This is a genomic window from Xanthomonas hortorum, from assembly GCF_024339125.1.
Taxonomy (GTDB): Bacteria; Pseudomonadota; Gammaproteobacteria; order Xanthomonadales; family Xanthomonadaceae; genus Xanthomonas; species Xanthomonas hortorum.
Window position 1 is genome coordinate 144624 of sequence record NZ_CP101417.1, and the last position, 23787, is coordinate 168410.

21 protein-coding genes are annotated in these 23787 nt (G+C 64.9%); 10 read left to right on the forward strand and 11 right to left on the reverse strand.

What is annotated here, in order from left to right; all coding sequences use genetic code 11:
* Positions 1–206 precede the first annotated feature (206 nt).
* On the forward strand, positions 207–2633 hold the full coding sequence (locus tag NMB96_RS00610; RefSeq protein WP_074058177.1) for a penicillin-binding protein 1A: 2427 nt from the start codon (positions 207–209) through the stop codon (positions 2631–2633).
* A 207-nt stretch (positions 2634–2840) separates the two neighbouring features.
* Positions 2841–3491, forward strand: a complete 651-nt coding sequence (locus NMB96_RS00615) for a hypothetical protein (protein WP_023902578.1) — start codon at positions 2841–2843, stop codon at positions 3489–3491.
* Positions 3492–3594: 103 nt separating this feature from the next.
* On the opposite strand, the gene NMB96_RS00620 is transcribed toward NMB96_RS00615, so the two are convergent.
* The 9 genes from NMB96_RS00620 to NMB96_RS00660 form a co-directional block, all read right to left on the reverse strand.
* Complete coding sequence (locus NMB96_RS00620) at positions 3595–4884, reverse strand: citrate synthase (protein WP_023902577.1); 1290 nt, start codon at positions 4882–4884, stop codon at positions 3595–3597.
* A 229-nt stretch (positions 4885–5113) separates the two neighbouring features.
* Positions 5114–5356 (reverse strand): type B 50S ribosomal protein L31, encoded by a 243-nt coding sequence (locus NMB96_RS00625; protein WP_043889669.1) that lies wholly within the window; start codon positions 5354–5356, stop codon positions 5114–5116.
* A 72-nt stretch (positions 5357–5428) separates the two neighbouring features.
* Complete coding sequence (locus tag NMB96_RS00630) at positions 5429–6367, reverse strand: nucleoside hydrolase (protein ID WP_023902575.1); 939 nt, start codon at positions 6365–6367, stop codon at positions 5429–5431.
* Between the two features lie 123 nt (positions 6368–6490).
* Entirely contained in the window at positions 6491–8635 is a 2145-nt protein-coding gene (recG, locus tag NMB96_RS00635) for an ATP-dependent DNA helicase RecG (RefSeq protein ID WP_176339179.1), read from the reverse strand.
* Positions 8636–8665: 30 nt separating this feature from the next.
* Positions 8666–9046 carry a RidA family protein gene (locus tag NMB96_RS00640; RefSeq protein ID WP_006451364.1) on the reverse strand — a complete coding sequence of 127 codons (381 nt, stop codon included), beginning with the start codon at positions 9044–9046 and terminating at the stop codon, positions 8666–8668.
* Positions 9047–9118: 72 nt separating this feature from the next.
* Positions 9119–11290, reverse strand: a complete 2172-nt coding sequence (locus tag NMB96_RS00645) for a RelA/SpoT family protein (protein WP_006451365.1) — start codon at positions 11288–11290, stop codon at positions 9119–9121.
* Positions 11291–11417: 127 nt separating this feature from the next.
* Positions 11418–11717, reverse strand: a complete 300-nt coding sequence (rpoZ, locus tag NMB96_RS00650) for a DNA-directed RNA polymerase subunit omega (RefSeq protein ID WP_002812428.1) — start codon at positions 11715–11717, stop codon at positions 11418–11420.
* A 291-nt stretch (positions 11718–12008) separates the two neighbouring features.
* Positions 12009–12620 carry a guanylate kinase gene (gmk, locus tag NMB96_RS00655; RefSeq protein WP_043888920.1) on the reverse strand — a complete coding sequence of 204 codons (612 nt, stop codon included), beginning with the start codon at positions 12618–12620 and terminating at the stop codon, positions 12009–12011.
* Positions 12621–12732: 112 nt separating this feature from the next.
* Entirely contained in the window at positions 12733–13593 is an 861-nt protein-coding gene (locus NMB96_RS00660; protein ID WP_168958750.1) for a YicC/YloC family endoribonuclease, read from the reverse strand.
* A 109-nt stretch (positions 13594–13702) separates the two neighbouring features.
* Between NMB96_RS00660 and rph the strand changes: the two genes are divergently transcribed.
* The 8 genes from rph (at position 13703) to NMB96_RS00700 (ending at position 21365) form a co-directional block, all read left to right on the forward strand.
* Positions 13703–14428 (forward strand): ribonuclease PH, encoded by a 726-nt coding sequence (rph, locus tag NMB96_RS00665; RefSeq protein ID WP_005996762.1) that lies wholly within the window; start codon positions 13703–13705, stop codon positions 14426–14428.
* On the forward strand, positions 14425–14817 hold the full coding sequence (locus tag NMB96_RS00670; protein ID WP_023902569.1) for a VOC family protein: 393 nt from the start codon (positions 14425–14427) through the stop codon (positions 14815–14817). The genes rph and NMB96_RS00670 overlap by 4 nt, the downstream gene beginning before the upstream one ends.
* Positions 14814–15413: an RdgB/HAM1 family non-canonical purine NTP pyrophosphatase gene (gene rdgB / locus NMB96_RS00675; protein WP_255085917.1), complete on the forward strand. Its 600-nt coding sequence runs from the start codon at positions 14814–14816 to the stop codon at positions 15411–15413. The genes NMB96_RS00670 and rdgB overlap by 4 nt, the downstream gene beginning before the upstream one ends.
* A gap of 16 nt (positions 15414–15429) precedes the next feature.
* Complete coding sequence (gene hemW, locus NMB96_RS00680; RefSeq protein WP_023902567.1) at positions 15430–16587, forward strand: radical SAM family heme chaperone HemW; 1158 nt, start codon at positions 15430–15432, stop codon at positions 16585–16587.
* 179 nt (positions 16588–16766) lie between these two features.
* Positions 16767–19199 (forward strand): DUF1631 domain-containing protein, encoded by a 2433-nt coding sequence (locus tag NMB96_RS00685; RefSeq protein ID WP_255085918.1) that lies wholly within the window; start codon positions 16767–16769, stop codon positions 19197–19199.
* The gene (locus NMB96_RS00690) at positions 19196–19543 is read left to right on the forward strand and encodes a PilZ domain-containing protein (protein WP_006451372.1); all 348 of its coding nucleotides are present in this window, start codon (positions 19196–19198) and stop codon (positions 19541–19543) included. The genes NMB96_RS00685 and NMB96_RS00690 overlap by 4 nt, the downstream gene beginning before the upstream one ends.
* A gap of 69 nt (positions 19544–19612) precedes the next feature.
* Positions 19613–20938, forward strand: coding sequence for a Xaa-Pro dipeptidase (gene pepQ, locus NMB96_RS00695; RefSeq protein WP_255085919.1), 1326 nt, complete (start codon positions 19613–19615; stop codon positions 20936–20938).
* Positions 20939–20966: 28 nt separating this feature from the next.
* Positions 20967–21365 (forward strand): XVIPCD domain-containing protein, encoded by a 399-nt coding sequence (locus NMB96_RS00700; RefSeq protein WP_255085922.1) that lies wholly within the window; start codon positions 20967–20969, stop codon positions 21363–21365.
* 506 nt (positions 21366–21871) lie between these two features.
* Here NMB96_RS00700 and NMB96_RS00705 read toward each other — a convergent pair.
* Positions 21872–23203: an aminopeptidase P N-terminal domain-containing protein gene (locus tag NMB96_RS00705; RefSeq protein WP_255085924.1), complete on the reverse strand. Its 1332-nt coding sequence runs from the start codon at positions 23201–23203 to the stop codon at positions 21872–21874.
* Between the two features lie 13 nt (positions 23204–23216).
* Complete coding sequence (locus NMB96_RS00710; protein ID WP_023904973.1) at positions 23217–23759, reverse strand: YecA/YgfB family protein; 543 nt, start codon at positions 23757–23759, stop codon at positions 23217–23219.
* Positions 23760–23787 lie beyond the last annotated feature (28 nt).

The window sequence follows — 23787 nt, forward strand, 5'->3', positions numbered from 1 at the left end:
CCTGCCGACGGGCACTTGGACGCATGTCTGCGCCCGCGTATTAATAATCAAATTTTAACAGTTGACAAGCCCTTCACGCGCAAAGCAATGGCCCCGCGACGTGATCCCCAGCGCTATCTTCTGCGATCCCCAGAGTTCGGCCCCAGCCAAACCCGGCGTCATCTATACTCTGTGACCAAGAAATCTGCAATCGGAATCTCTCTTACATGCCCCGTATTCGCCGTTGGTTGGGCTGGATCCTGGCCACGCTCGTCGTGCTCGCACTGCTTGGCGCTATTGCTGCCGGCGGCCTGTATTACGCCATTTCCTCGAAGTTGCCGGACGTGCAGTCGCTCAAGCAGGTCGAGCTGCAGGAGCCGATGTACGTCTATGCCAGCGACGGCCGCCTGATGGCCGTGTATGGCGAGACCCGGCGCTACCCGATCCAGATGAAGGACGTGCCGCTGCGCCTCAAGCAGGCCTTTTTGGCGACCGAGGATGCGCGCTTCTACCAGCACGGAGGTGTGGACTACAAAGGCATCGGCCGTGCGGTCTGGCTGCTGGCCACCACCGACGCCAAGCGCGTGCCGGGTGGTTCGACGATCACCCAGCAGGTGGCGCGCCAGTTCTTCCTCAGTTCCGAGTACAGCTACACCCGCAAGCTCGCCGAGATCCTGCTGGCGCGCAAAATCGAGAGTGAACTGAGCAAGGACGAAATCTTCGAGCTGTATCTCAACAAGAGCTTCTTCGGCAACCGCGCCTACGGCGTGGGTGCCGCGGCCGAGTACTACTACGGCAAGAAGATGAGCGAGTTGAGCCTGGATGAGATGGCTTCGCTGGCCGGTATCCCCAAGTTCCCGTCCAGCGGCAACCCGATCAGCAACCCGGAGCGTGCGCAGGAACGGCGCGATTACTATGTGTTGCAACGCATGGCCGAGCTGGGCTTTGTCACTCAGGCCGAAGCCGACGCCGCCAAGGCGGTACCGATGCACGCCAAGCCGCACGAGCCGCCGGTCGAGGTCTATGCGCCTTATGTGGCCGAGCTGGTGCGCCAGGAAATGATCGCCAAGTACGGCGGCGACGTGCTCAACAAGGGCTACCACGTTACCACCACCATCGACGCGACGCTGCAGACCGGCGCCGATGCGGCGATCGCGGAAGGCCTGCGCCTGTACGACCACCGGCATGGCTGGCACGGCGTGGAGCAGCATTTCGATGTGGCCGCCGATGCCGATGCGCCGGCCCTGGCCAAGCATCTGTCGGGCGTGTTCACCCAGGGCGGCCTGCGCGCGGTGATCGTGGCGCGCACCAACGCCGACGGCGGCGTGACCGTGGTACAGAGCGACAAGACCGAGTTGACCCTACCGGCCAGCGCCAGCCGCTGGACCAACAAGACGCCGGCCAAGCTGCTGACGCGCGGCGACCTGACCCGCATCCGCGCCGGCGAAAAAGACGGCGAGTGGATCATCGACCAGTTGCCACGCGGCCAGGCCGCGCTGGTATCGCTGGACGCCAACAGCGGCGCCCTGCGCGCACTGGTCGGCGGCTTCAGCTTTGCCGGCAACAAGTTCAATCGCGCCACCCAGGCGCGTCGCCAGCCGGGCTCGAGCTTCAAGCCGTTCGTGTATGCGGCCGCGTTCGAGAAGGGCTTCAATCCGGCCTCGATCGTGCTCGATGCGCCGGTGGTGTTCCGCGACCGCCGCGGCAAGACCTGGTCGCCGCAGAACGACGGCGGCGGTTTCCGCGGCCCGATGCGCCTGCGCGAGGCATTGGTGCAATCGCGCAATCTGGTCTCGGTGCGGCTGTTGGACGCAATCAGCGTCGATTTCGCACGCAAGTACATCAGCCAGTTCGGCTTCCAGGAAGCGGAGCTGCCGCCCAACCTGTCGATGTCGCTGGGCACCGCGTCGCTGACTCCGCTGTCGGTCGCGCGTGGCTATGCGGTGTTCGCCAATGGCGGCTCACGGGTGGAGACCTGGATCGTGGACGAGGTCAAGGACCGCGATGGCAACGTCATCTTCAAGGAAGTGCCGGCCGTGGCCTGCCGCACCTGCGCGACGCAGGGCGGCACCGCCGCACCGGTCAGCCAGGTGGTGGACGGCTTCAACTTCGGCGCGCCTGCGTTGCCCAAGTCGATCGAACCGGCTACCGCAGCGCCGGCCACACCAGCGGAGACCACCCCGGCAGCCGTTGCCGAAACCAAGATCGCGCCGCGCGCCATCGACGAGCGCACTGCGTATCAGTTGGTCTCGATGATGCGCGACGTGGTCCAGCGCGGCACCGGCACCGCGGCCAAGGTGCTGGGGCGCGAGGACGTGGGCGGCAAGACCGGCTCGACCAACGATCACCGCGACGCCTGGTTCTCCGGTTTCGGCGGCCCCTACGCCACTACGGTATGGGTGGGTCGCGACGATTTCCGCTCGCTCGGCTATCGCGAGTATGGCGGCAAGGCCGCACTGCCGATCTGGATCGACTACATGCGCGTGGCATTGAAGGACAAGCCGATCGCCGCCAATGACCCGCCCGACGGCATGACCCAGGCCACCATCAATGGCGCGGTGGAGTGGGTGAAGAACGAAGATCTGGACCGTCTGCAGGATTACGACTACGGCCTGCAGGAACAGCAGGACGAGAAGGCGTTCGATATTTTTTGAGTGCCGGGATTGGGGATTGGGGAATCGCAACGGCATCGCCAGTTCGGTTCCCCAATCGGCTTAGCGGCATCGACTGCCTCCAGTCGCAGTAGAGGGCACTGGGCAATCACCGTTGCGTGATTTCCCTTCAAGGGAAGACAGGCCGCATTCGCCACGCCGTCATGCGGCTGTTGTAGAGTCGACCAGGTTCATTAGGGGAGCCCGGTCATGCACCACGCGCGCGAGCACGCCGATACGCGAACCCGAGAGCGTCGCCATCGATTGGCGCACGAAGCAGCCCGGCTGATGGCCGAAGGCGGCATCCGCGATTTTCATCAAGCCAAGCTCAAGGCGGCCAGCCGATTGGGCATCCATGACGATGCATCGCTGCCACGCAACCGCGAGATCGAAGACGCATTGCGCGAATATCAACGCCTGTTTGCCGGCCCCGCGCATGGCGTGCGACTACGCCAGCGGCGCGAAGCCGCATTGCGTGCACTGGAGTTTCTCGGCCCGTTCCAGCCGCGACTGACCGGCCCGGTGCTCGATGGCACCGCCGACGCCAACGCGCCAGTGCAATTGCAGCTGCACAGCGACGATGCCGACGCAGTGCAGCGGTTTCTCGAAGAACACCGCATCCCGGCCGAATTACGTACGCGCCGGCTGCGCCTGGATCGCGAACGCAATGGCGAGTTTCCGGTGTGGTTATTCAGTGCCGAGGATCTGACTTTCGACCTGACCGTGCTGCCCTACGACGCGCTGCGCCAGGCACCGCTATCCCAGCTGGACGAAAAACCGATGCCGCGCGCATCGGCCGCTCAAGTACGTCAGCTGCTGGCCGACGAGGACGGTCGCGACTCTTTGCAACAGCTGCGCTGACCGCAGCTCGCCGTAACGATCGGCGACCGACCGCAACGCCCCACCCATCAAAGCAAACGCCCCGCAATGCGGGGCGCTGGTTCAAGCAGACAACCGCAAGCGCTTAGCGCTGGCCGGCGTCCTTATACTCGCGCTTGTCGTAGCCGGTGTAGATCTGGCGCGGACGGCCGATCTTCATTTCCGGATCGACCTGCTGCTCCAGCCAATGCGACACCCAGCCGGCGGTGCGTGCGATGGCGAACATCACGGTGAACATTTCCACCGGGATATTCAGCGCCTTGTAGATCAGGCCCGAGTAGAAGTCGACGTTCGGGTACAGCTTGCGCTGCACGAAGTAGTCGTCCTTCAGCGCGGCTTCTTCCAGCTTCAGCGCCACTTCCAGCAGCGGGTCGTTGACGCCCAGCTCGCCCAGCACCTTGTGGGTCATCTCGCGGATGATCTTGGCGCGCGGGTCGAAGTTCTTATAGACGCGGTGACCGAAGCCCATCAGACGGAACGAGGAGTTCTTGTCCTTGGCCTTGGCCACGGCGGACTCGACGTTGTCGGCGGTGCCGATCTCTTCCAGCATCTTCAGCACGGCTTCGTTGGCGCCGCCATGTGCCGGGCCCCACAGCGCGGTGATACCGGCAGCGACCGAGGCATACGGATTGGCACCGGTCGAACCGACCAGACGCACGGTCGAGGTCGAGGCGTTCTGCTCGTGATCGGCATGCAGGATGAACAGCAGATCCAGCGCCTTGGCGACCACCGGATTGATCTCCAGCGGCTCGCTCGGCACTTCGAACATCATGTGCAGGAAGCGATCGACGTAGTTGAGGTTGTTGCGCGGGTAGCGGATCGGCCAGCCGATCGAATAGCGATACGCAGCAGCAGCCAACGTCGGCACCTTGGCGATCAGACGGATGGCAGCCTGACGGCGCTGCTCCGGATCGTTGAGGTCCAGGGTGTCGTGATAGAACGCCGACAGCGAGGCGACCGAACCGGCCAGCATGGCCATCGGGTGCGCGTCGTGGCGGAAGCCACCGAGGAAGTTCTTCAGCGACTCGTGCATCATCGTGTGATGCGTGACTTCGTGGTCGAACTTCTGGAACTCATCCGCCGTCGGCAGTTCGCCGTTCATCAGCAGATACGAGACTTCCAGGAAGCTGGACTTCTCGGCCAACTGTTCGATCGGGTAGCCGCGATACAACAACACGCCGTTGTCGCCATCGATGTAGGTGATGGCCGACTTGCAGCTGGCGGTGGCGGTGAAGCCCGAGTCGTAAGTGAACAGACCGGTTTCTTTGGTCAGCTTTGAAATATCGACGCAATCATTGCCAAGCGTGGGCTTGAGTACCGGCAGAACAACCGACTTGTCGCCGGCGTTGAGCGTGACCTGATCAAGATCGGACACTGTGTACGCTCCTTCAGTGGAAGGCGCCTGTCACCAAATGGGCAGGCACGTGATGGAAGTCCAGGGCATCGCCCCGGATCACGTCATTATCGCACAGCAACATTTTGGCCGTCGCTTGGACAGAAGTCGTAGACGCACCCGTCCGGGGCGTAAAAACGAAGTTGTCACCGCGCAAAAAACAACGGCCGCGCAATGCGCGGCCGTTGCCGGTACAGCCCGTCCTGCAAGTTCAGCGCGCGTAGCGCTTCTGGAACTTGTCGATACGGCCGCCGGTGTCGATCACCTTGTGCTTGCCGGTATAGAACGGGTGCGATGCCGAGGAGATATCCACCTTGATCAGCGGATAGTCCTGGCCGTCTTCCCACTTCACGGTCTCTTTCGAGCTCATGGTGGAACGGGTCAGAATCTTGAAATCGGACGTCACGTCGTGGAAGACGACGTCGTTGTAGCTGGGATGAACGTTATCTTTCATGGACTTGGCGCCGGGCTGCCTGGATAAGCCGATCATTATAGCGATCTACCTTTGCCCAGCGCAAGCTGCGTCCTAACCCGCTGCCAACGCCGCCTCGACCAGGCCATAGAACCGCTGGCGGTCGTAGTCCAGCAGCAGGTTTGCGTTGTCGGGCGCGCCATCTCGGCGATTCCAGTCCACCACGGTCATGCCACGGGTGTGGGTGCCAGTTAGCTCGATATGGACCGGCCGCCGCTCCAGCCGCTGCGCGCCCTCTGGATGCAGCGCGAAGGCCATCGCCAGCGCATCGGCGGCGTACCAGTGCTCGCCACGTCTGTCTTCGGACCACAGCCGGGTCTTGCGCGAGATTTCCTCGTAGAACTTCGCGCGTGCAGAGTCCGTCGCCAGCCATTGCTCGACATCGCGATGCAGCAGGCCGTGCGCGATGGTGGCCTCCCAGTCGGCGACGTCGAACTGTGGAAAACCGCGGAACACGATATGCGCCGCATCCGGGTCGAAGCCGATATTGAATTCGGCCGCCACGGTGATATTGCCGTGCCCGGTCAGCGCCCCGCCCATTACCACCAGCCGCGCCACGCGCTGCGGCAGGGTCGGATCCAGGGTGAGTGCCAGGGCAAGATTGGTCAGCGGGCCGAGCGCGACCAGCAACAGCTTGCCCGCGTGCTCATGCGACAGGCGCAGGATGGCCAGCGCGGCATGCTCGGCCTCGGCGGTGCGCCTGGCCGGCGCCAGGCCGACATCGCCAAAGCCATCGATGCCATGCACATGCGCCGCATCCACTGAAGGATGCAACAGCGGCTGCGGGCAGCCCGCGTAGACCGGCACATCGTCGCGGCCCGCAATCTCGCAGACCTTCAAGGCGTTGCGCACGGTGTGCTCCAGGCCCACGTTGCCGGCGGCGATGGTCAGGCCGACCACCTCATGACGCGTGTCGTTGAACGCCATCAGCAGCGCCAGCGCGTCGTCCACGCCCGGGTCGGTGTCGATCAGCAGCGGTATCTTCTTTGTCATGGGATTCGGGATTGGTCATTCGGGATTCGTTGCCGCATCTTCGCAAGGATCGGCGAGGCACGCGAATCCGTTACACACCCAGATCGCAGCGACCTGGCGTTACGAATGCCCAATCCCCGCCGCTCACGCAGCTGCGTAACGCACCGCACTGCCGATCCAACGCGCGACGACACGATCGGCGATCTCAGGCGCTTCGGCCAGCAAGCGTTCGGCGAGCACCTGCACGCGCGGCAGCAACCCGGCATCGCGGGCCAGATCGGCAATGCGAAAACTCGCCAGGCCGGTCTGCCGGGTACCCAGCAATTCGCCCGGGCCACGCAACTCCAGATCCTTTTCGGCGATCACGAAGCCGTCGTTGGTCTGGCGCATGGTTTCCAGACGCTGGCGCGCCATCATCGACAACGGCGCCTGATACAGCAGCACGCAACTGGACGCGGCCGCACCGCGCCCGACCCGGCCACGCAACTGATGCAACTGGGCAAGACCCAGGCGCTCGGCGTTCTCGATGATCATCAGCGAGGCGTTGGGGACGTCCACACCCACTTCGATCACAGTGGTGGCGACCAGCAGATCGGTGTGGCCCTGCTTGAAATCCAGCATGGCTTTTTGTTTTTCGGCCGGCTTCATGCGGCCGTGCACCAGCGCCACGCGCACGCCCGGCAACTGTGCCGATAGCGCTTCAAAGGTGACTTCTGCGGCCTGCGCTTCGATCCTTGGCGGGCCAGGCGGCGCGCCTTTGCCGGGCTCTTCGCTTTCTTCGATCAAGGTGCACACCCAGTACGCCTGACGCCCTTCGGCGCAGGCGGCGCGGATGCGCTCTACCAGGTCCGGGCGACGTTCTGCGCTCAAGACAATCGTCTGCACCGGCGTGCGCCCCGGTGGCAGTTCGTCGATAGCCGAAACATCCAGATCCGCATAGGTCGACATCGCCAGGGTGCGCGGGATCGGGGTGGCGGTCATCACCAATTGATGCGGCACGCTGCCGGCAGCCGCACCCTTGTCGCGCAGGGCAAGCCGCTGATGCACACCGAAGCGGTGCTGCTCGTCGATGATGGCCAGCGCGAGGTCGTGAAAGACCACCGCCTCCTGCATCAATGCATGCGTGCCGACGACGACCTGCGCCTGGCCGGAGGCCACCTCGGCCATCGCCGCAGCACGCGCCTTGCCGGTGACCTTGCCGGCCAGCCAGACGATGCGCACGCCCAGCGGTTCCAGCCAGCCACGCAGGTTGGTGAGGTGCTGCTCGGCCAGCAGTTCGGTCGGCGCGGCCAGCGCCACCTGCTTGCCCTGCTCCACCGCCAGCATCGCCGCCAACGCGGCGACCACGGTTTTACCGCTGCCGACATCGCCCTGCACCAGCCGTAGCATCGGCGATGGCTTGGCAAGATCGCGCGCAATCTGCTCGAACACGCGCTGCTGCGCGCCGGTGAGCTGGAACGGCAATGCCGCGCGCAGTTGCTGCACGAGGTTGCCATTGCCGGGCAGCCTGGGCGCATGAAAGCGCTGCAAGGCGATGCGTTGGCGGCGCAGGCTGAGTTGATGCGCCAACAGTTCCTCGATCGCCAGGCGTTGCTGGGCCGGATGGCCGCCCGCGAGCAGTTGCTGCGGGTCGGTGTTGACCGGCGGGCGATGCATGGTCAGCAGCGCCTCGCGTAAGGAGGGCAGTTGTTCGTCCTGCAGCCAATGCGGCGGCAGCAATTCCAGCGCGGCCTCCGGCGGCAACCGCTCCAACGCCTGGCCGATGAGCTTGCGCAGCGTGGCCGGCCCAACGCCCTCCAATACCGGATAGACCGGATCCAGGCTATCGCCCAGCCCGGCGTCTTCGCCCTCCGCCAGCACACGGTAACTGGGGTGCACGATTTCCCAACCGTTCTGCCCCGGTTTGGGCGTGCCGAACACCCGCACCCGCGTGCCCGGCGCGAACTGCGCCACCTGGGCCGCGCGGAAGTGGAAGAAGCGCAGCACCAAAGTGCCGTGCGAGTCGTCCGACACCGCTACCCGCAGCACCGGCCGGAAGCGGAAGCCGCGCTCCATCGCATCGACGCGGCCTTCGATCTGCGCCGGCACGCCACCCTGCAACTGCGCGATCGTGGTCAGCCGCGTGCGGTCTTCGTACCGCAGCGGCAGATGCAGCCACAGATCCTGCAAGGTAAAAATGCCACGCGCAGCGAACTTCTCGGCCACTTTCGGGCCGACCCCGGGCAAGCTGGACAGCGACGCCTGGCCTGCAACGGCCAGGCTCGGCGTGACGGTGAGCGCGCGTGGCACGGCAGATCGAATCGGATCAGTCGAACTGGATCACTCGAGCACCATCACCGCATCGACTTCGAAACCGGCGCCCTTGGGCAGACCGGAGACTTCGATGGTGGAACGCGCGGGGAACGGCGCCTGGAAATACTCCTGCATCACCGCGTTGACGGCGGCGAACTGGCCGAGATCGGTCAGGTACAGGCCCAGGCGCACGATCTTGTCGAGCGAGCCGCCGGCTGCTTCGGCCACCGCCTTGAGGTTGTCGAAGCAGCGACGTGCTTGCGCACCGATGTCGCCCGGCACGATCTCGCCGGTGGCCGGATCCAGCGGGATCTGCCCGGAGAAATACACCGTGTTGCCGGCACGCACGGCCTGCGAATACGGGCCAATGGCGGCAGGCGCCTGGTCGGTATGGATGATCTGGGACATGGAAACTCCGCTGCAAAGGTGTGTGCAGCAGTTTAGGCGTTTGTGCGGATTTGCTCGACTGTTGCGCGCGTTTTACTGACGACCCACGCTTTGCACCACATGCAAGCGCCGCAACCGGCGCATCACTTCGGCCAGATGGCGGCGGTCGCGGACCTGGATGTTGAAACGCAGCACCGCTGCATTGAAATCGCGGTCCAGGTAATCCACACGCTCGATGTTGGACTGGCTCTGCGCAATCGCCGCGGCAAGCTGCGCCAGCACGCCGGTGCGGTTTTCCACCTCGACCACCAAGGCGGTGTCGTAATCGCCGGTGACGCCCGAATCCCAATCGATCGGCACCCAGCGTTCGGGCGATTTGCGCAGTTCGGCCAGGTTGGTGCAATCCAGCCGGTGCACCACGATGCCCTTGCCGGCGGTGTGGTAGCCCATGATTTCGTCGCCGGGAATCGGCTGACAACAGTTGGCAAAGCTGATAACGCCACGCTCGCTGCCGTCGATCAGGATCTTTTCGTGCGAATGCTTCGAGTGACCGCCACCGCGCAGTTCGGCATAGGCCATCAAGGCCTGCGCGGCCTGGTTGGGCATCCAATTGCCCAGCGCCACGTCGGCCAGCAAGGCTTCCAGGCGCGGATAGCGGTGCTCGCTGAGGAAGGCGTCCAGGCGGCCCTTGGGCAGCCGTTCCAGCGAGCTGTCCATCGCTTCCAGCGCGCGGTCGAGCATGCGGTGACCGAGCTGCACGGCATCTTCGTGTTCGAGTTGCTTGAGCTGGTGGCGGATCGCGGTGCGCGCCTTGCTGCTGACCACAAATTCCAGCCACTGCGGTTTGGGCGTGGCCGAGCGCGCGGTGATGATTTCCACCGCCTGCCCGCTGACCAGCTTCGTGCGCAAGGGCACCAGCTTCTTGTCCACGCGCGAGGCGACCGCGCGATTGCCCACGTCGGTATGCACCGCGTAGGCAAAATCCAGCGCGGTGGAATTGCGCGGCAACGCCAGGATCTTGCCCTTGGGCGTAAACAGATAGACCTCGTCCGGGAACAGATCGACCTTGACGTTGTCCAGAAACTCCAGCGACGAACCGGCGGCGCGCTGCGAATCGATCAGCTCCACGATCCAGTCGTGCGCACGGCTCTGCGCGCTGTTGGGCGAGGTGGAACCGACCTTGTAGGTCCAGTGCGCGGCCACCCCGCGTTCGGCGATCAGGTCCATCTCTTCGGTGCGTATCTGTACTTCGATCGGCGAGCCGTAGGGGCCGAACAACACGGTGTGCAGCGACTGGTAGCCGTTGGCCTTCGGGATGGCGATGAAATCGCGAAAGCGCCCGTCCAGCGGCTTGAACGTGGCATGCACCGCGCCGAGGGCGTGATAGCAATCGGCCACTGAACGCACCACCAGACGGAAGCCGAATACATCCATCACCTGGTCGAAGGATTTGTTCTCTTCGTGCATCTTCGAATAGATGCTCCAGGGCGTCTTGATGCGACTGACCAGCCGATGCTCCAGCCCTTCCTTGGCCAGCCGCTGCGACAGCTGCACTTCCACCTGCGCCATCGATTCGCGCCGCACCACCGGCTGGCTGCGGATGTGCTTTTCGATGATGGCGTGACGCCATGGATACAGTGCGCGGAAGCCCAGGTTCTGCAACTCGGACTTGATCAGGCTCATGCCCAGGCGCTGTGCGATGGGCGCATAGATTTCCAGCGTTTCGCGCGCGATGCGGCTGCGCGCCTCGCTACTCTGCGCGCCCAGCGTGCGCATGTTGTGCAGGCGGTCGGCCAGCTTGATCATGATCACACGCAAGTCGCGCGACATCGCCAACAGCATCTTGCGGAAACTTTCCGCCGCCGCTTCCTGGCGGTCGCGGAACTTGAGCTTGTCCAGCTTGGTGACGCCATCGACCAGCTCGGCCACCGCTTCGCCGAACTCGGAGGCCAGCTCTTCGCGGGTCAGCGGGGTGTCTTCGATGGTGTCGTGCAGGATCGCGGCGATCAGTGATTCCATGTCCAGGCCGAGTTCGGCGAGTACGCCGGCCACGGCGACCGGATGGGTGATGTAAGGCTCGCCCGACTTGCGGGTCTGGCCGGCATGCGCGGTGGCCCCTACTTCCCAGGCACGGCGCAGGATCGGCAGCTGCTCCTTGGGAAGGTAGCTGGCAGCGCGTTCGAGGTGCAGGACGTAATCGGGGATGGCCGGGTCGGGAGACGAGGACGTCACGACGGTCGCCTGGGCAGTGGGGCCTGGGTTCATGGCGGAAGACTATGCCAGCGGCGCAGTCACGGCAAACGTTTGCGCACTACGCGCGCGAAAGCGGCCCGCAAACGAAAACAGCCCGCACAAGGCGGGCTGTTCGGATCGATCGCAGCGATGCCAGCAATCAATCGTCGTTCTTGGACATGTCTTCGTCGGCGACCACTTCGGCGGCGGCCCATTCCAGCGCTTCGCGCTCGGCGCGCTCGCGTTCGGCCTTCTCGACTTCATCGATCAGCGCGTTGTCGATCCGGCGTGCGGCGATCTCGCGCAGCGCCATCACAGTGGGCTTGTCGCTGGCGTCTGCGTTTTCGATCAACGGCTGCACGCCGTTGGCGAGCTGACGGGCGCGCTTGGAGGCCATCATGACCAGCTCAAAACGGTTGTTCACGACTTCCAGGCAATCTTCTACGGTAATGCGGGCCATGCGGGCTCCCGGCGACCAGCAACGGCCGCGCATCGAATGAGGGAAAGGGGGCGGAGTGTACGCCGGGGCCGCTGGGCGGGCAACCGGCAGTCATTCAGTTTGCTTTGGAATCAGCCACTTGGAGCAAATCGATCGAGACGCAGCGCCGTCCTGGTGCGCAGAACAGCCACGCAGGCCTGGCCGGCCGTTTCACGCAAGCCGCGGCGACATGCGGGCAGAATGCCGATCTTCAGCTACGGCGTCGTCGCACCGTGACACCTGAGGACCGCCGCTCCCCCACCACACCAGAACTCAGTCAAGCAGCGCCTGGATCAGGCCGGCATGCCGCTGCTGCTGCGCCTGCCGACGCAGCCGGCTGGCGGTGAAGATCGCGCACATCTCCGACACCGCCGTCTCGAAGGTCTCGTTGATGATGACGTAATCGAATTCTTCGAAGTGCAGCATCTCTTCGCGTGCGGCGGCCAGGCGCTGCGCCATCACGTCTTCACTGTCCTGGCCGCGCTTGCGCATGCGCTCGTCCAGCGCCTGGCGCGAGGGCGGCAGGATGAACACGCTGACCGCGTCGGGCACTTTCTGGCGCACCTGGCGCGCGCCCTGCCAGTCGATTTCCAGCAGCACATCATGGCCGGCAGCCAGCTGCGGCTCCACCGACTGCCGCGCGGTGCCCTTCCAGTCGCCATGCACCAACGCGTATTCGAAGAAGTCGCCCGCTTCGATCATGCCCTGGAACTCGTCGGCGGAGACGAAGTGGTAGTGCTCGGCATGCCGCTCGCCGGGCCGCGGCGCGCGCGAGGTGAACGAGATCGACAAGGCAATCTTGGGGTCACGCGCCAGGGTGGCGTTGACGATGCTGCTCTTGCCGGCGCCGGAGGGAGCCGCAACGATATAGAGGGTGCCGCGCATTTTTAGGGAATAGGGAGTCGAGAATAGGGAATGGGGCACCGCGCGGAGCAAGCAGGCCGAGGGGAATCGTACCTGCTTTGACGATTCCCCATTCCCGATTGCCTATTCACGGCTATTCGATGTTCTGCACCTGCTCGCGGATCTGGTCGATCAGCACCTTCAGATCCACCGCGGCATTTGAGGTGCGGCTGTCCACCGACTTGGAGCCGAGCGTATTGGCTTCGCGGTTGAATTCCTGCAGCAGGAAGTCCAATCGACGGCCGACCGGTTCGCGCTGCTTGAGCACGCGGCGGATCTCGGAAATATGGCTGGACAGGCGATCCAGTTCCTCGTCCACGTCCAGCTTCTGCAGCCACAGCACCAGTTCCTGCTCGGCGCGCCCCGGGTCCACCGGATGCGGCAGATCGGCCAGGCGTGCGGCGAGCTTGGCGCGCTGGCCTTCGCGAATGGCCGGAATCAGCGTGCGCACTTCGGCGGCGATGCGTTCGATGGCATCCACCCGCTCGCTGATCGCCTCGGCCAGCTTGCCGCCTTCGCGCTCGCGCGCAGCGACGAAACTGTCCACCACCTCATCGAGCAATGCCAGGGCCTGCGCCTGCAACGCCGGTGCGTCCACGTCCTGCACCTGCAGGACGCCGGGTAGCTGCAACAGATCGGTAAAGCCGACCTGCAACTTGGGAAACACACCGTCGAGCCGCGTGGCCAGTGCGCCCAGTTCCTGCAGCAGGGATTCGTTGACGGCCAGGGTCTGCGCGTTGTCCGGCGCGCGCAGGCGCAGTGCCAGATCCAGCTTGCCGCGGCTGTTTTTTGCCGCCACGCGTTCGCGCAGCATCGGCTCCAGCGCACGCAGTTCTTCGGGCAGGCGCACGCCTATTTCCAGAAACCGGTGGTTGACCGAGCGCAGCTCGCAACCGAGCGTGCCCCAGGGCGTGATGCGTTCGCCGCCAGCAAACGCGGTCATGCTTCGAATCATCGTCAGTCCCGTGCCTTCAAAGCGCGAATGGTACCCTAGCCGCCCGCGCTGGCTGACCGCCTCGCCACGCGCTGACCCAGACCCACCTCCCGACTTCCGGACTCATCGCATGACCTTTTCCCGTCCCAGCGGCCGCACGGCCGACCAGCTGCGCCCGGTGCGCATCGAACGCGCTTTCACCCGTCACGCCGAAGGCTCGGTGCTGGTCAGCTTCGGCGACACGCGCGTGCTGTGCACCGCCAGCGTGGAAAACCGCGTCCCCGGATTCCTGCGCGGCAAGGGCGAAGGCTGGGTGACCGCCGAATACGGCATGCTGCCGCGCTCCACCCACACCCGTTCCGATCGCGAAGCCGCGCGTGGCAAGCAAGGCGGGCGCACGCTGGAAATCCAGCGTCTGATCGGCCGCGCATTGCGCGCCTGCGTGGACCGCAATGCACTGGGCGAGCGCACCATCACCCTGGACTGCGACGTGCTGCAGGCCGATGGCGGCACCCGCACCGCTGCGATCACCGGTGCTTACGTGGCGCTGGCCGATGCGGTGAACCTGCTGCTCAAGCGCGGCGACATCAAGAAGCATCCGCTGATCGGTGCGGTGGCCGCGGTGTCGGTGGGCATCTATCGCGGCGAGCCGGTGCTGGATCTGGATTACCCCGAAGACAGCGACTGCGACACCGACATGAATGTGGTGATGAACGATGGTGGCGGCTTCATCGAGCTGCAGGGCACCGCCGAAGGCCACGCGTTCCGCCGCGACGAACTCAACGCACTGCTCGCCCTGGCCGAAAAGGGCATGGGCGAATTGTTCGCCCTGCAACGCGCTGCGCTGGCCGGATGAGCCGTCGCATCGCCCTGACCACGCTGCTGGTTGCCGACTACGACGCGGCGATTGCCTGGTATACCGGCGCGCTGGGTTTCCAGGTGCTGGAGGATCGCGCACTTGGCGACGGCAAGCGTTGGGTGGTGATCGGCCCGGGCAGCGCGCAGGACGCCGGCTTGCTGCTTGCGCAGCCGGCCGACGCCGCGCAGCAGGCGCGTATCGGCGACCAGACCGGTGGGCGAGTGGATCATTTTCTCTACACCGACGACTTCTGGCGCGACCACGCGGCCATGCAGACGTTTGGCGTGAAATTTCTGGAAACCCCGCGCGAGGAACCGTACGGCACGGTCGCTGTATTCCGCGACCTGTACGGCACCAAGTGGGATCTGCTGGAGCCCAAGCAATGAAACAACTGGTCCTGGCCAGCGGCAACGCCGGCAAGCTGGAAGAACTGCGCGCCATGCTCGGCGACCTGCCGCTGCACATCGTGGCGCAGGGCGAACTGGGTGTCGAAGACGTGCCGGAAACCGGCCTGACCTTCGTCGAGAACGCCTTGATCAAGGCGCGTCATGCCAGCGCGGTCACCGGTCTGCCGGCACTGGCCGACGACTCCGGCCTGATCGTCGATGCCCTTGGCGGCGCGCCCGGCTTGTACAGCGCGCGCTATGCCGGCAGCCCGACCGATGCGCAGGCCAACAACGCCAAGTTGATCGAGGCCATGCGCGATGTACCGGCCGAGCGCCGCAGCGCGCGGTTTTATTCGGTGATCGTGCTGCTGCGTCACCCGGAAGATCCACAACCGCTGATCGCCGAAGGCAGCTGGGAAGGGGTGATCACCACCGAACCGCGCGGCGATGGCGGCTTCGGCTACAACCCGGTGTTTCTGGACCCGGTGTACGGCCTGACCGCTGCGGAAATGGATACTGCGTTGAAGAACCGGCTGAGTCACCGTGCGGTGGCGCTGGCTACGTTGCAGCACAAGCTGCACGCCCTGTCGTTGTGAACGATGGCCTGATGCAGTGCCCGACCTGATTCCACCGCCGCTGTCGCTGTACGTGCACCTGCCTTGGTGCGTGCGCAAATGCCCTTACTGCGATTTCAACTCGCACGCGGCCAAGGGCGTGCTGCCGTTCGAGGAGTACGTGGATGCGTTGATCCGCGATCTGGATAACGATTTGCCGCTGGTGTGGGGGCGCGTGGTGCATTCGGTGTTCTTCGGCGGTGGCACGCCGAGCTTGTTTCCGCCCCAAGCCATCGACAGATTTCTGCAAGCGGCGGCTGCGCGGCTGCGCTTTGCACCAAATCTCGAGATCACCCTGGAAACCAATCCAGGTACCGCCGAGCATGGCCGCTTCGATGGTTATCGCGCCGCCGGCGTGAACCGCCTGAGCTTCGGGGTGCAGACCTTCGACGATGTGGCGCTGCAGCGGCTCGGTCGCATCCACGACAGTGCCGAGGCCGAGCGCGCGATCAAACTCGCGCAAGATGCCGGCTACGACAATTTCAATATCGACCTGATGTACGCGCTGCCCGAGCAGACGCTGGCGCAGGCCGAGCGCGATCTCGAGCGCGCCTTTGCGTTGCAGCCTACGCACATGTCGCATTACCAGCTCACGCTGGAGCCGAACACGGTGTTCTTCGCGCGGCCGCCCAAAGGCATCCCCGACGACGATGCGGCCTGGGATATCCAGGAACATTGCCAGCGTCTGCTGGCCGAGGCCGGCTACGCGCAGTACGAAGTGAGCGCCTACGCCAAGCCCGGGCGGCAATGTGCGCACAACCTCAATTACTGGCGCTTTGGCGATTATCTGGGCATTGGCGCCGGTGCGCACGGCAAGATCAGTTCCGGCGCCGAGCAGCACGTACTGCGGCGGTGGAAGCACAAACATCCGCAGAGCTATCTGGCCAGCGCCGGCAACGCCGCGTCGATCGGCGGCGATGAGGTCGTGCCGCGCGCGCGGCTGCCATTCGAATACATGCTCAATGTATTGCGTCTGCACGAAGGCTTCCGGCTGAGCGATTTCGAAGCCTCCACCGGTCTGGAGGCGTCAGAGATCGCAGCGCCGTTGGCGCGCGCGGTCGCGCAGGGCTGGATGACCGAGCAGGACGGACGCGTGATACCGACCGAACTGGGCCGCCGCTTCACCAACGACGTGGTCGAGTTATTCCTGACCTGACGCTGGTCAGCAAACCCTCGCGAGCGCCCGTCATCCACGCGTGACCGGCACGGCAGGTCTGGAGTGTTCGAGGGGTCCATCGCACCGAGCAATGGCCGCGCCTGGCCGCTCCAATGTCGCGCGGCAACGCGGAAAACATGCTACATAGCTCACGCTTCGAACCGAGCACACCTCCACGGATGTCCACGCCCGCCTCTTCCCTGCAGCACACACTCAGCGGCCCGATTGCCGATGCGCCGGTTTCCGCGCGCGGCCGGCATCTGCTCGCGGCACTGCACGCGCTCTGCGTGCAGGCGCTCAGCGGGCCGCTGCGACTGACCATCGTCGAGCTGGAACGCGAGTTGCTGCATCAGGCCGAACATGCGCGCAACAGCCAGATCCAGGCCGAAACCTACGCGCAGACGCGTGGCCTGCGCGATCATATCGATCGGTTTCCGCAAGCCTTTCTGCAGCAGCTGGCGCAGGATCTGGCCAACCTGCGCGAGCGCCCGTCGCTGACACCGCTGGCCGATGCGCCGGCGCATCCGCAGATGCTCACACTGGTGGAAGACACCGATATCGACCGCGACATCGTGCTCAGCGAGATCGCGCGCCGCGAAACCTCGCGCCGTGCCGATGCGCTGCAATTGCTGGCGCAACGGTTGGCGGTGATCGGCGTCGTTGCCGAATTCGAACTCGAAGAAGTCCCGCTCGGTCCGTACGCGCTGTGCCGCCTGCTGCGCCAATGCGGCGAAACGCTGGGGCTGAGCCTGGATGGGCAACTCACGCTGTACCGCGTGTTCGAGCGTCAGCTGATCGAGCGTTCGAACGATCTGTATGAGCGTGTCAACAGCGTCCTCGCACAGGAAGGCATCCTGCCGGGGCTGATCTATCACCCGTATCTGGTCAAGCCCACGCAGGTGCAGACGCGGCGTGCGCTGCCTGCATCGGCCACTGCATCGCAGGATGCTGCGGCAACCAACGCGCGCGCGATGCCGCCGCGTGGCGGGCAACCGGCGACCGGCTGGAGCGGGCAGTCCGCACCGACACCGTGGCAGAGCGCCTTGCTGGATCCGTCCGATTCTCCGATGACATTAGCTGCGGCTACATACGGTGAGCAGGCAACACCTGCATTGAGCGATGCAATGCAGGCGCTTGGCGGCCTGATGTCGTCGGCACGTCAGTCGCAGGCGGCCGGCAACACAGGCCCATCTGCGCCTCACAGTGCATCGAATCACGGCGCTGCCAATCACGGCACAGCGCCCGCAACAGGCTCGCAGGCAACAGCTGAAAGAGCATTTCCCCAGCTGGCTTCCACGGCAGTGCCCAAAGCCGCGCTCAGCGACGCGCTGGCCAGCCTGCAAGGCGCGTTAGCCGTGCAATCGACTGCAGCGGCCGGCATCGATGCGGTGCAGCGGCAGGTGCTGGAACTGCTGCGCGCCCAGCACGGCCCGGACGCGGCGCTATCGCCGCAGGACACCGACACCTTCGACCTGCTCGGCCTGCTCTACGCGCAGATGCAACGCGAAGTGCGCGAGCAGACCCCGGCGCAGACCTTGCTTGCCAAGTTGCAGGTACCGGTCGTGCGCGCGGCATTGGCCGACACGCATTTTTTCGTGCGCGATCAGCATCCGGTGCGCGAATTGCTCAACACCGTGGCCGAGTCCGGTGCGGTATGGCTGGGCGAGGACGATGTCGACCCGCAGTTGCTGCACAAGCTGGGCACTGCGGTCGACAAGATCGTCAACGACTATCACGGCGACGAAAGCGTCTTCGCTGCGGCCAACGACGAGATCCAGACGCATCTACGCGCACTGGCGCGCAAGGCCGAGGTCGCCGAGCGGCGCCATGTGGATGCCGCACGCGGCAAGGAGCGGCTGGAATCGGCCAAGCAACAGGCCGCCGAGCGCATCGAAGATCTGTGCGAGCAGAGCGCGCCACCGCGTTTCGTGCAATCACTGCTGCGCCAGGCGTGGTCGGACGTGCTCACGCTCACGCTGCTGCGGCAAGGCGAGCAATCGCCCGAATGGGATGAGCGCCAGGCGCTGACGGCGCGTATCGCCGAGGTCACCTGTCTGAGCAAGGGTCAGCCCACCGACACCGCGCTCGGTGGCGATGTCCAAACCGCACTGCTGCAGATCGGCTATCACCAGGACGAAGCGGCGGCGATCGCGCGGCGCCTGTCCACGCCCGGTGGCGAAGACGAGATGACCTCGCGCACCGAACTCACCGCCAAACTCAGGGCGCGCACGCGGCTGGGCGACCAGGGCGACAACGCCCCGCGCAAGGACATCGCCACACCGCGCTCGCCGGCCGAAGAGGCGTGCTACACGCAGTTGCGCAGCCTGCCATTCGGTACCTGGTTCGAATTCGTGGTCAACCAGCAGGGCGACCTGCGTCGGCAACGGCTGTCCTGGTACAGCCCGATGACCGACAACGCGCTATTCGTCAATCAGCGTGGGCAAAAGATCGGCGAGCAATCGCTGGATGGTCTGGCGCGGCTGATGGCCGGCGGCCAGGCGCGCTTGCTGGTCGAAGAAAAATCGCGTCTGATCGACCGCGCCTGGCATGCCACCGTGCGCACGTTACGTCACCTTGCCGGCCAGTCGCCTGCTGCAGAGGTCGCCCCATGATCCAGGACACCCGTCGCGCACCGCGCCGTCAACCGACCGATCTGGTGCCGGTCACCGACATGCTCAGCGAGGCGCAGATCGGCCGGGTCGGTAATGTGTCGGAAACCGGCATGCTGCTGCTGGCTTCGGTTCCGCTGCATGACGACGCCTTGTATCAATTGCGCTTCACCCTGCCCGAGCGCGTAGGCCGCGCCACCGAGATCGATGTCGGCGTGCACCTGCTGTGGTCCGAAGCCGCGCACGCCCCCGGACAGGCCTGGGCCGGTTTCCGCTTTCTGACCATGTCGGAGCCGCATCGGCGACGCCTGCGCGCCTGGATCGCCGAGGAACACATGGCCGGCTGAAGGCACAGCGCCGCTGCCAGGATTGCGGCAAAATTGCGCATTGCCTTTGCATTGCCGATCGAGCCCCGCATGACCCAGCCGTCCTTGAGCCACCTGTATTCCGACCACCTGCGCACGCTGACCGCACGCGCCGATCAGGCGCTGCAACGCGGCGGCTTCGATCACCTGGTCGTGCCCAGCGGCAGCCTGCATTACCAGGTGTTCGACGACCGCGATTACCCATACGCGGTCAACCCGCAATTCAAGGCCTGGGTGCCGCTGACGCGGGTGCCCAACAGCTGGCTGATCTACACCCCGGGCAGGCGCCCGACAGTGATCTTCTACCAGCCGTTCGACTACTGGCATGTGGTGCCCGACGCCCCCAGCGGCTGGTGGGTGGAGCACTGCGACATCCACATCATCCGTACCCCGGACGAAGCATTGACGCTGCTGTCCAAACAGCCCGAGCGCTGCGCGATTCTCGGCGAAGCGCAGAGTGCGCTCGGCGCCTATGTGCCCAACAATCCGCAGCCGGTGATCGATTACCTGGACTACCAGCGCGCCTTCAAGACCCCGTACGAACTCGCACTGCTACGCATTGCCCAGCAGCTGGCAGTGCGCGGCCATCGCGCCGCCGAAGCGGCATTCCGTGCAGGCCAGAGCGAGTTCGGCATCCACATGGCGTATTGCGCAGCCGTGGGCCAGGACGCCAACGAACTGCCGTACGGCAACATCATCGCGCTCAACGAACACGGCGCAGTGCTGCACTACACCGAACTCGGCCAGCAGCCGCCGCAACCGCTACGCAGCTTTTTGATCGATGCCGGCGCTTCGGCCTACGGCTACGCCAGCGACATCACCCGCACCTATGCCGCCGACCCGGGCAGCGAATTCCAGGCATTCATCGATGCAGTCGACGCCGCACAGATCCGCATGGGCCAGAACGTGCGCGTGGGCGTGGATTACAAGCAGCTGCATGTGGAGGCGCATCTGGCGTTGATGGGCATCCTCAAGGACTTCGGCATTCTCGCCGTGTCGCCGGAGGCCGCGCTCGCCACCGGTGTCAGCGCCGCGTTCTTCCCGCACGGGCTGGGCCATCTGATCGGCTTGCAGGTGCACGATGTCGCCGGCTTCGCAGCCAGCGACCGCGGCGGCCGCATCGAGCGCCCAGCCGGTCACCCGTACCTACGCCTGACTCGCGTGCTCGAACCGGGCATGGTGGTCACCATCGAGCCGGGCGTGTACTTCATCGACATGCTGCTGGACGAAGTGAAGAAGAACGGCCACGCCGCCAGCATCGACTGGCAACGCGTCGACCACTTCAAACTCTACGGCGGCATCCGCATCGAAGACGAAGTGGTGTGCACTGATGGCGCTCCCGAAAATCTCACCCGGCCGGTGTTTGCCGCACCATAAATTATTCTGCACAGCACGGAGCATCGCCATGAACGATCCACGTAAACCCTCGCACCCGGACCATCCGATGTATCAGCAGATCGAACGCGGTGTGCACGCGATCGATGCCGTACATGGGCGCGAGCCCGACCAGACCAGCGCGCGGCTGACTGCCGCGTTGCTGCCGCTGGCCAAGGAAGGCGGCTTGTCGCGCGTGGATCACGTACTGATGAGCGAGGCCAACAACAAAGGTGTGCATGGCGGCGAGAATGTGTTCGTGGTGCAAGGCGATCCTGCCAACCCGGCGCATCTGCGCGCGCATATGAAGACCGAACAGGCATTGAGCACGCCGGAAGAGCAGTCGTTCGCGCGCACACAGCAGCTTGCATCGCCAGCTGAGCAGGTTCAGCCACCCGAACCCACTCAGACACCGCGGTTGGGGCAGTAAGATCGGCTAATAAAACGACTGAGCGGATGCCTAACAGTGAGCGCAGGGTTTTGTCAGCCGCATCTTGGTGATTGCCGTCAGAAGCCCAGGTCAACCGCTGAGTCGGTCGAGGGCGCGGTGCCCTCGCCACTCGCGGGACACGCCGCAAGTACCTCCATGTAGGCTCGGTGGCGGCATCCATGCCGCCACACGGTCCCGCAATCGGCGAGGACACCGCACCAGAAGTCAGTCGGTTGCTTTGTTGAAAACCATGCACACCGACCATCTCCACTGGTCATTGCCCGCCCACCGTCGCGGGACCTTATGCGGCATGGATGCCGCAGAAGAGCTTACAGGGACGTACTTGCAGCGTGTCCCGCGATGGTGGGCGGGCAAGGGCCCTGCAGTCAGGCCGCAGATCAGCCGCACCGCAGTAGGCCAGCATGAAGTCGTTCTGTTAGCTGTTCTAAGTAAGGCGATAAACCCGATTCGACGCGTCGTCGATGAGACACGCGTTGGACGCAACATTACGCAACGCTGCCGGCCATCTCCGCTTCGATCTCGTCGGCACTGCGCGCCAGCGCATCGGTCAACACGCGATGGCCTTCGGCGGTGATCAGCACGTTGTCTTCGGTGCGGATGCCGATGCCGCGCCACCTGGCCTCCACCGTGGTGTCGTCGGCGGAAATATAGAGCCCCGGTTCGATGGTGAATACCATGCCCGGCTCGAGCAGGCGCGAGTCGCCCGCCAGCCGGTAGTCGCCTACATCGTGCACATCCAGGCCCAGCCAGTGGCCGGTCTTGTGCCGATAAAAGCGCTTGTAATGACCATCGGCGATGTTGCGTTCCAGCGTGCCCTTGAGCAACCCCAGGCGCAGCAATCCTTCGGTCAAGGTTTCCACTGCGGCCAGATGCCCGGCTTCGTACGCTACGCCAGGGCGCGCCTGCGCGAGTGCGGCAGCCTGCGCCGCGCCGACCAGATCATGCAGCGCGCGCTGTGCCGGCGTGAAGCGGCCATTGACCGGAAAGGTGCGGGTGATATCGGCTGCATAGCCGCGATATTCGGCGCCAGCATCGATCAGCACCAGCTCGCCATCGCGGCTGCGCGCATTGTTGGCGCGGTAGTGCAGCACACAGGCATTGCTGCCGGTACCGACGATACTGCCGTACGCCGGCCACGCATCGGCGGCGCGAAATTCGCGCTCGACCTCGGCCTGAAATTCGTACTCATGCACGCCCGGCCGTGCCAATCGCATCGCGGCGCGATGCGCACGTACGCTGATGTCGGCGGCCTGCTGCATCAACGCGATTTCATCGCGCGATTTGAACAACCGCTGCTCGTGCAGCAGATGCCCCAATTCCAGGAATTCGTGCGGCGGCTGCGCGCCGTGGCGCACCTGCTCGCGCACGCGCTTGAGCCAGCCGATCAACTTGAGATCGAAATCGACATCGCGCCCGAAGTGGTAGTAGACGCGGCTACGGCCCTCCAGCAACCCCGGCAGGATCTCGTCGACATCGTCGATGGGATACGCATCGTCCATGCCGTAATGCGCCACCGCGCCCTCCTGACCTTCGCGCGGGCCATCCCAGGCTTCGCGCTCGGCATTGCGCTCGCGGCAGAACAGGATCGCCTCGCCATGCTTGCGCCCGGGCACCAGCACCAGCACCGCTTCAGGCTCCGGAAAGCCGCTCAGATACCAGAAATCCGAGTCCTGCCGGTACGGGTAATGGGTGTCGTGGCTGCGCACCCGCTCGGGTGCGGCCGGCAGGATCAGAATCGCCTGCTCGCCGGCCATCTGCATCAACTGCTTGCGCCGGCGAGCGTATTCGGCCGCGCCGATCCCGGTGAGCTTTTTCATGTCGGTCGTGCGGTCAGTTCAAACGTTGGCGGAAACGCGGCCCCATCACGCAGTCGCCATGCAGCAACAGCACCGCCACGCGCACGAACTCCTCGATCTCCGCCAGCGCGGTGTCGTCTTCGTCGGCGGCATCGAAATCGTCGCTGGAGGCCTGCGCCAGCCGCGCCAGGTCCTGCAGGGCTTCTTCACCCTCTTCGGTCAGTGCCGGGCGCTGCTTTGCAGCCAGGCCGAACCCGCCCAGGAAGGCACGACACCAGTCGAACAAGGCATCGGTACGCGCCGCCAGCGGTGCGCCGTCGTCGATCAACAGGAGCTCGAAGGCGAAATCGCGGTCTTCCAGCTGCGCCACCGTGGCCTGCCGCATCTGGTCCAGTGCGCCGCCCTGCTTGGGCGGCACCTGCGCCACGTCGGCCAGCACGTGCCCCAGCCAGTCGCTGCTGTCGGCGCCACCACCGGAGAGCCACCCGCACAGCCCACCGTGCAACTCCGCCGCAGAGGACGCCAGCGCCAACTGGCGACTCTCGTTTTGCACAGCGGTTACGTCAGGCAAATCCATCAGGTCATCCAGGCTAAGAACAGAAGGG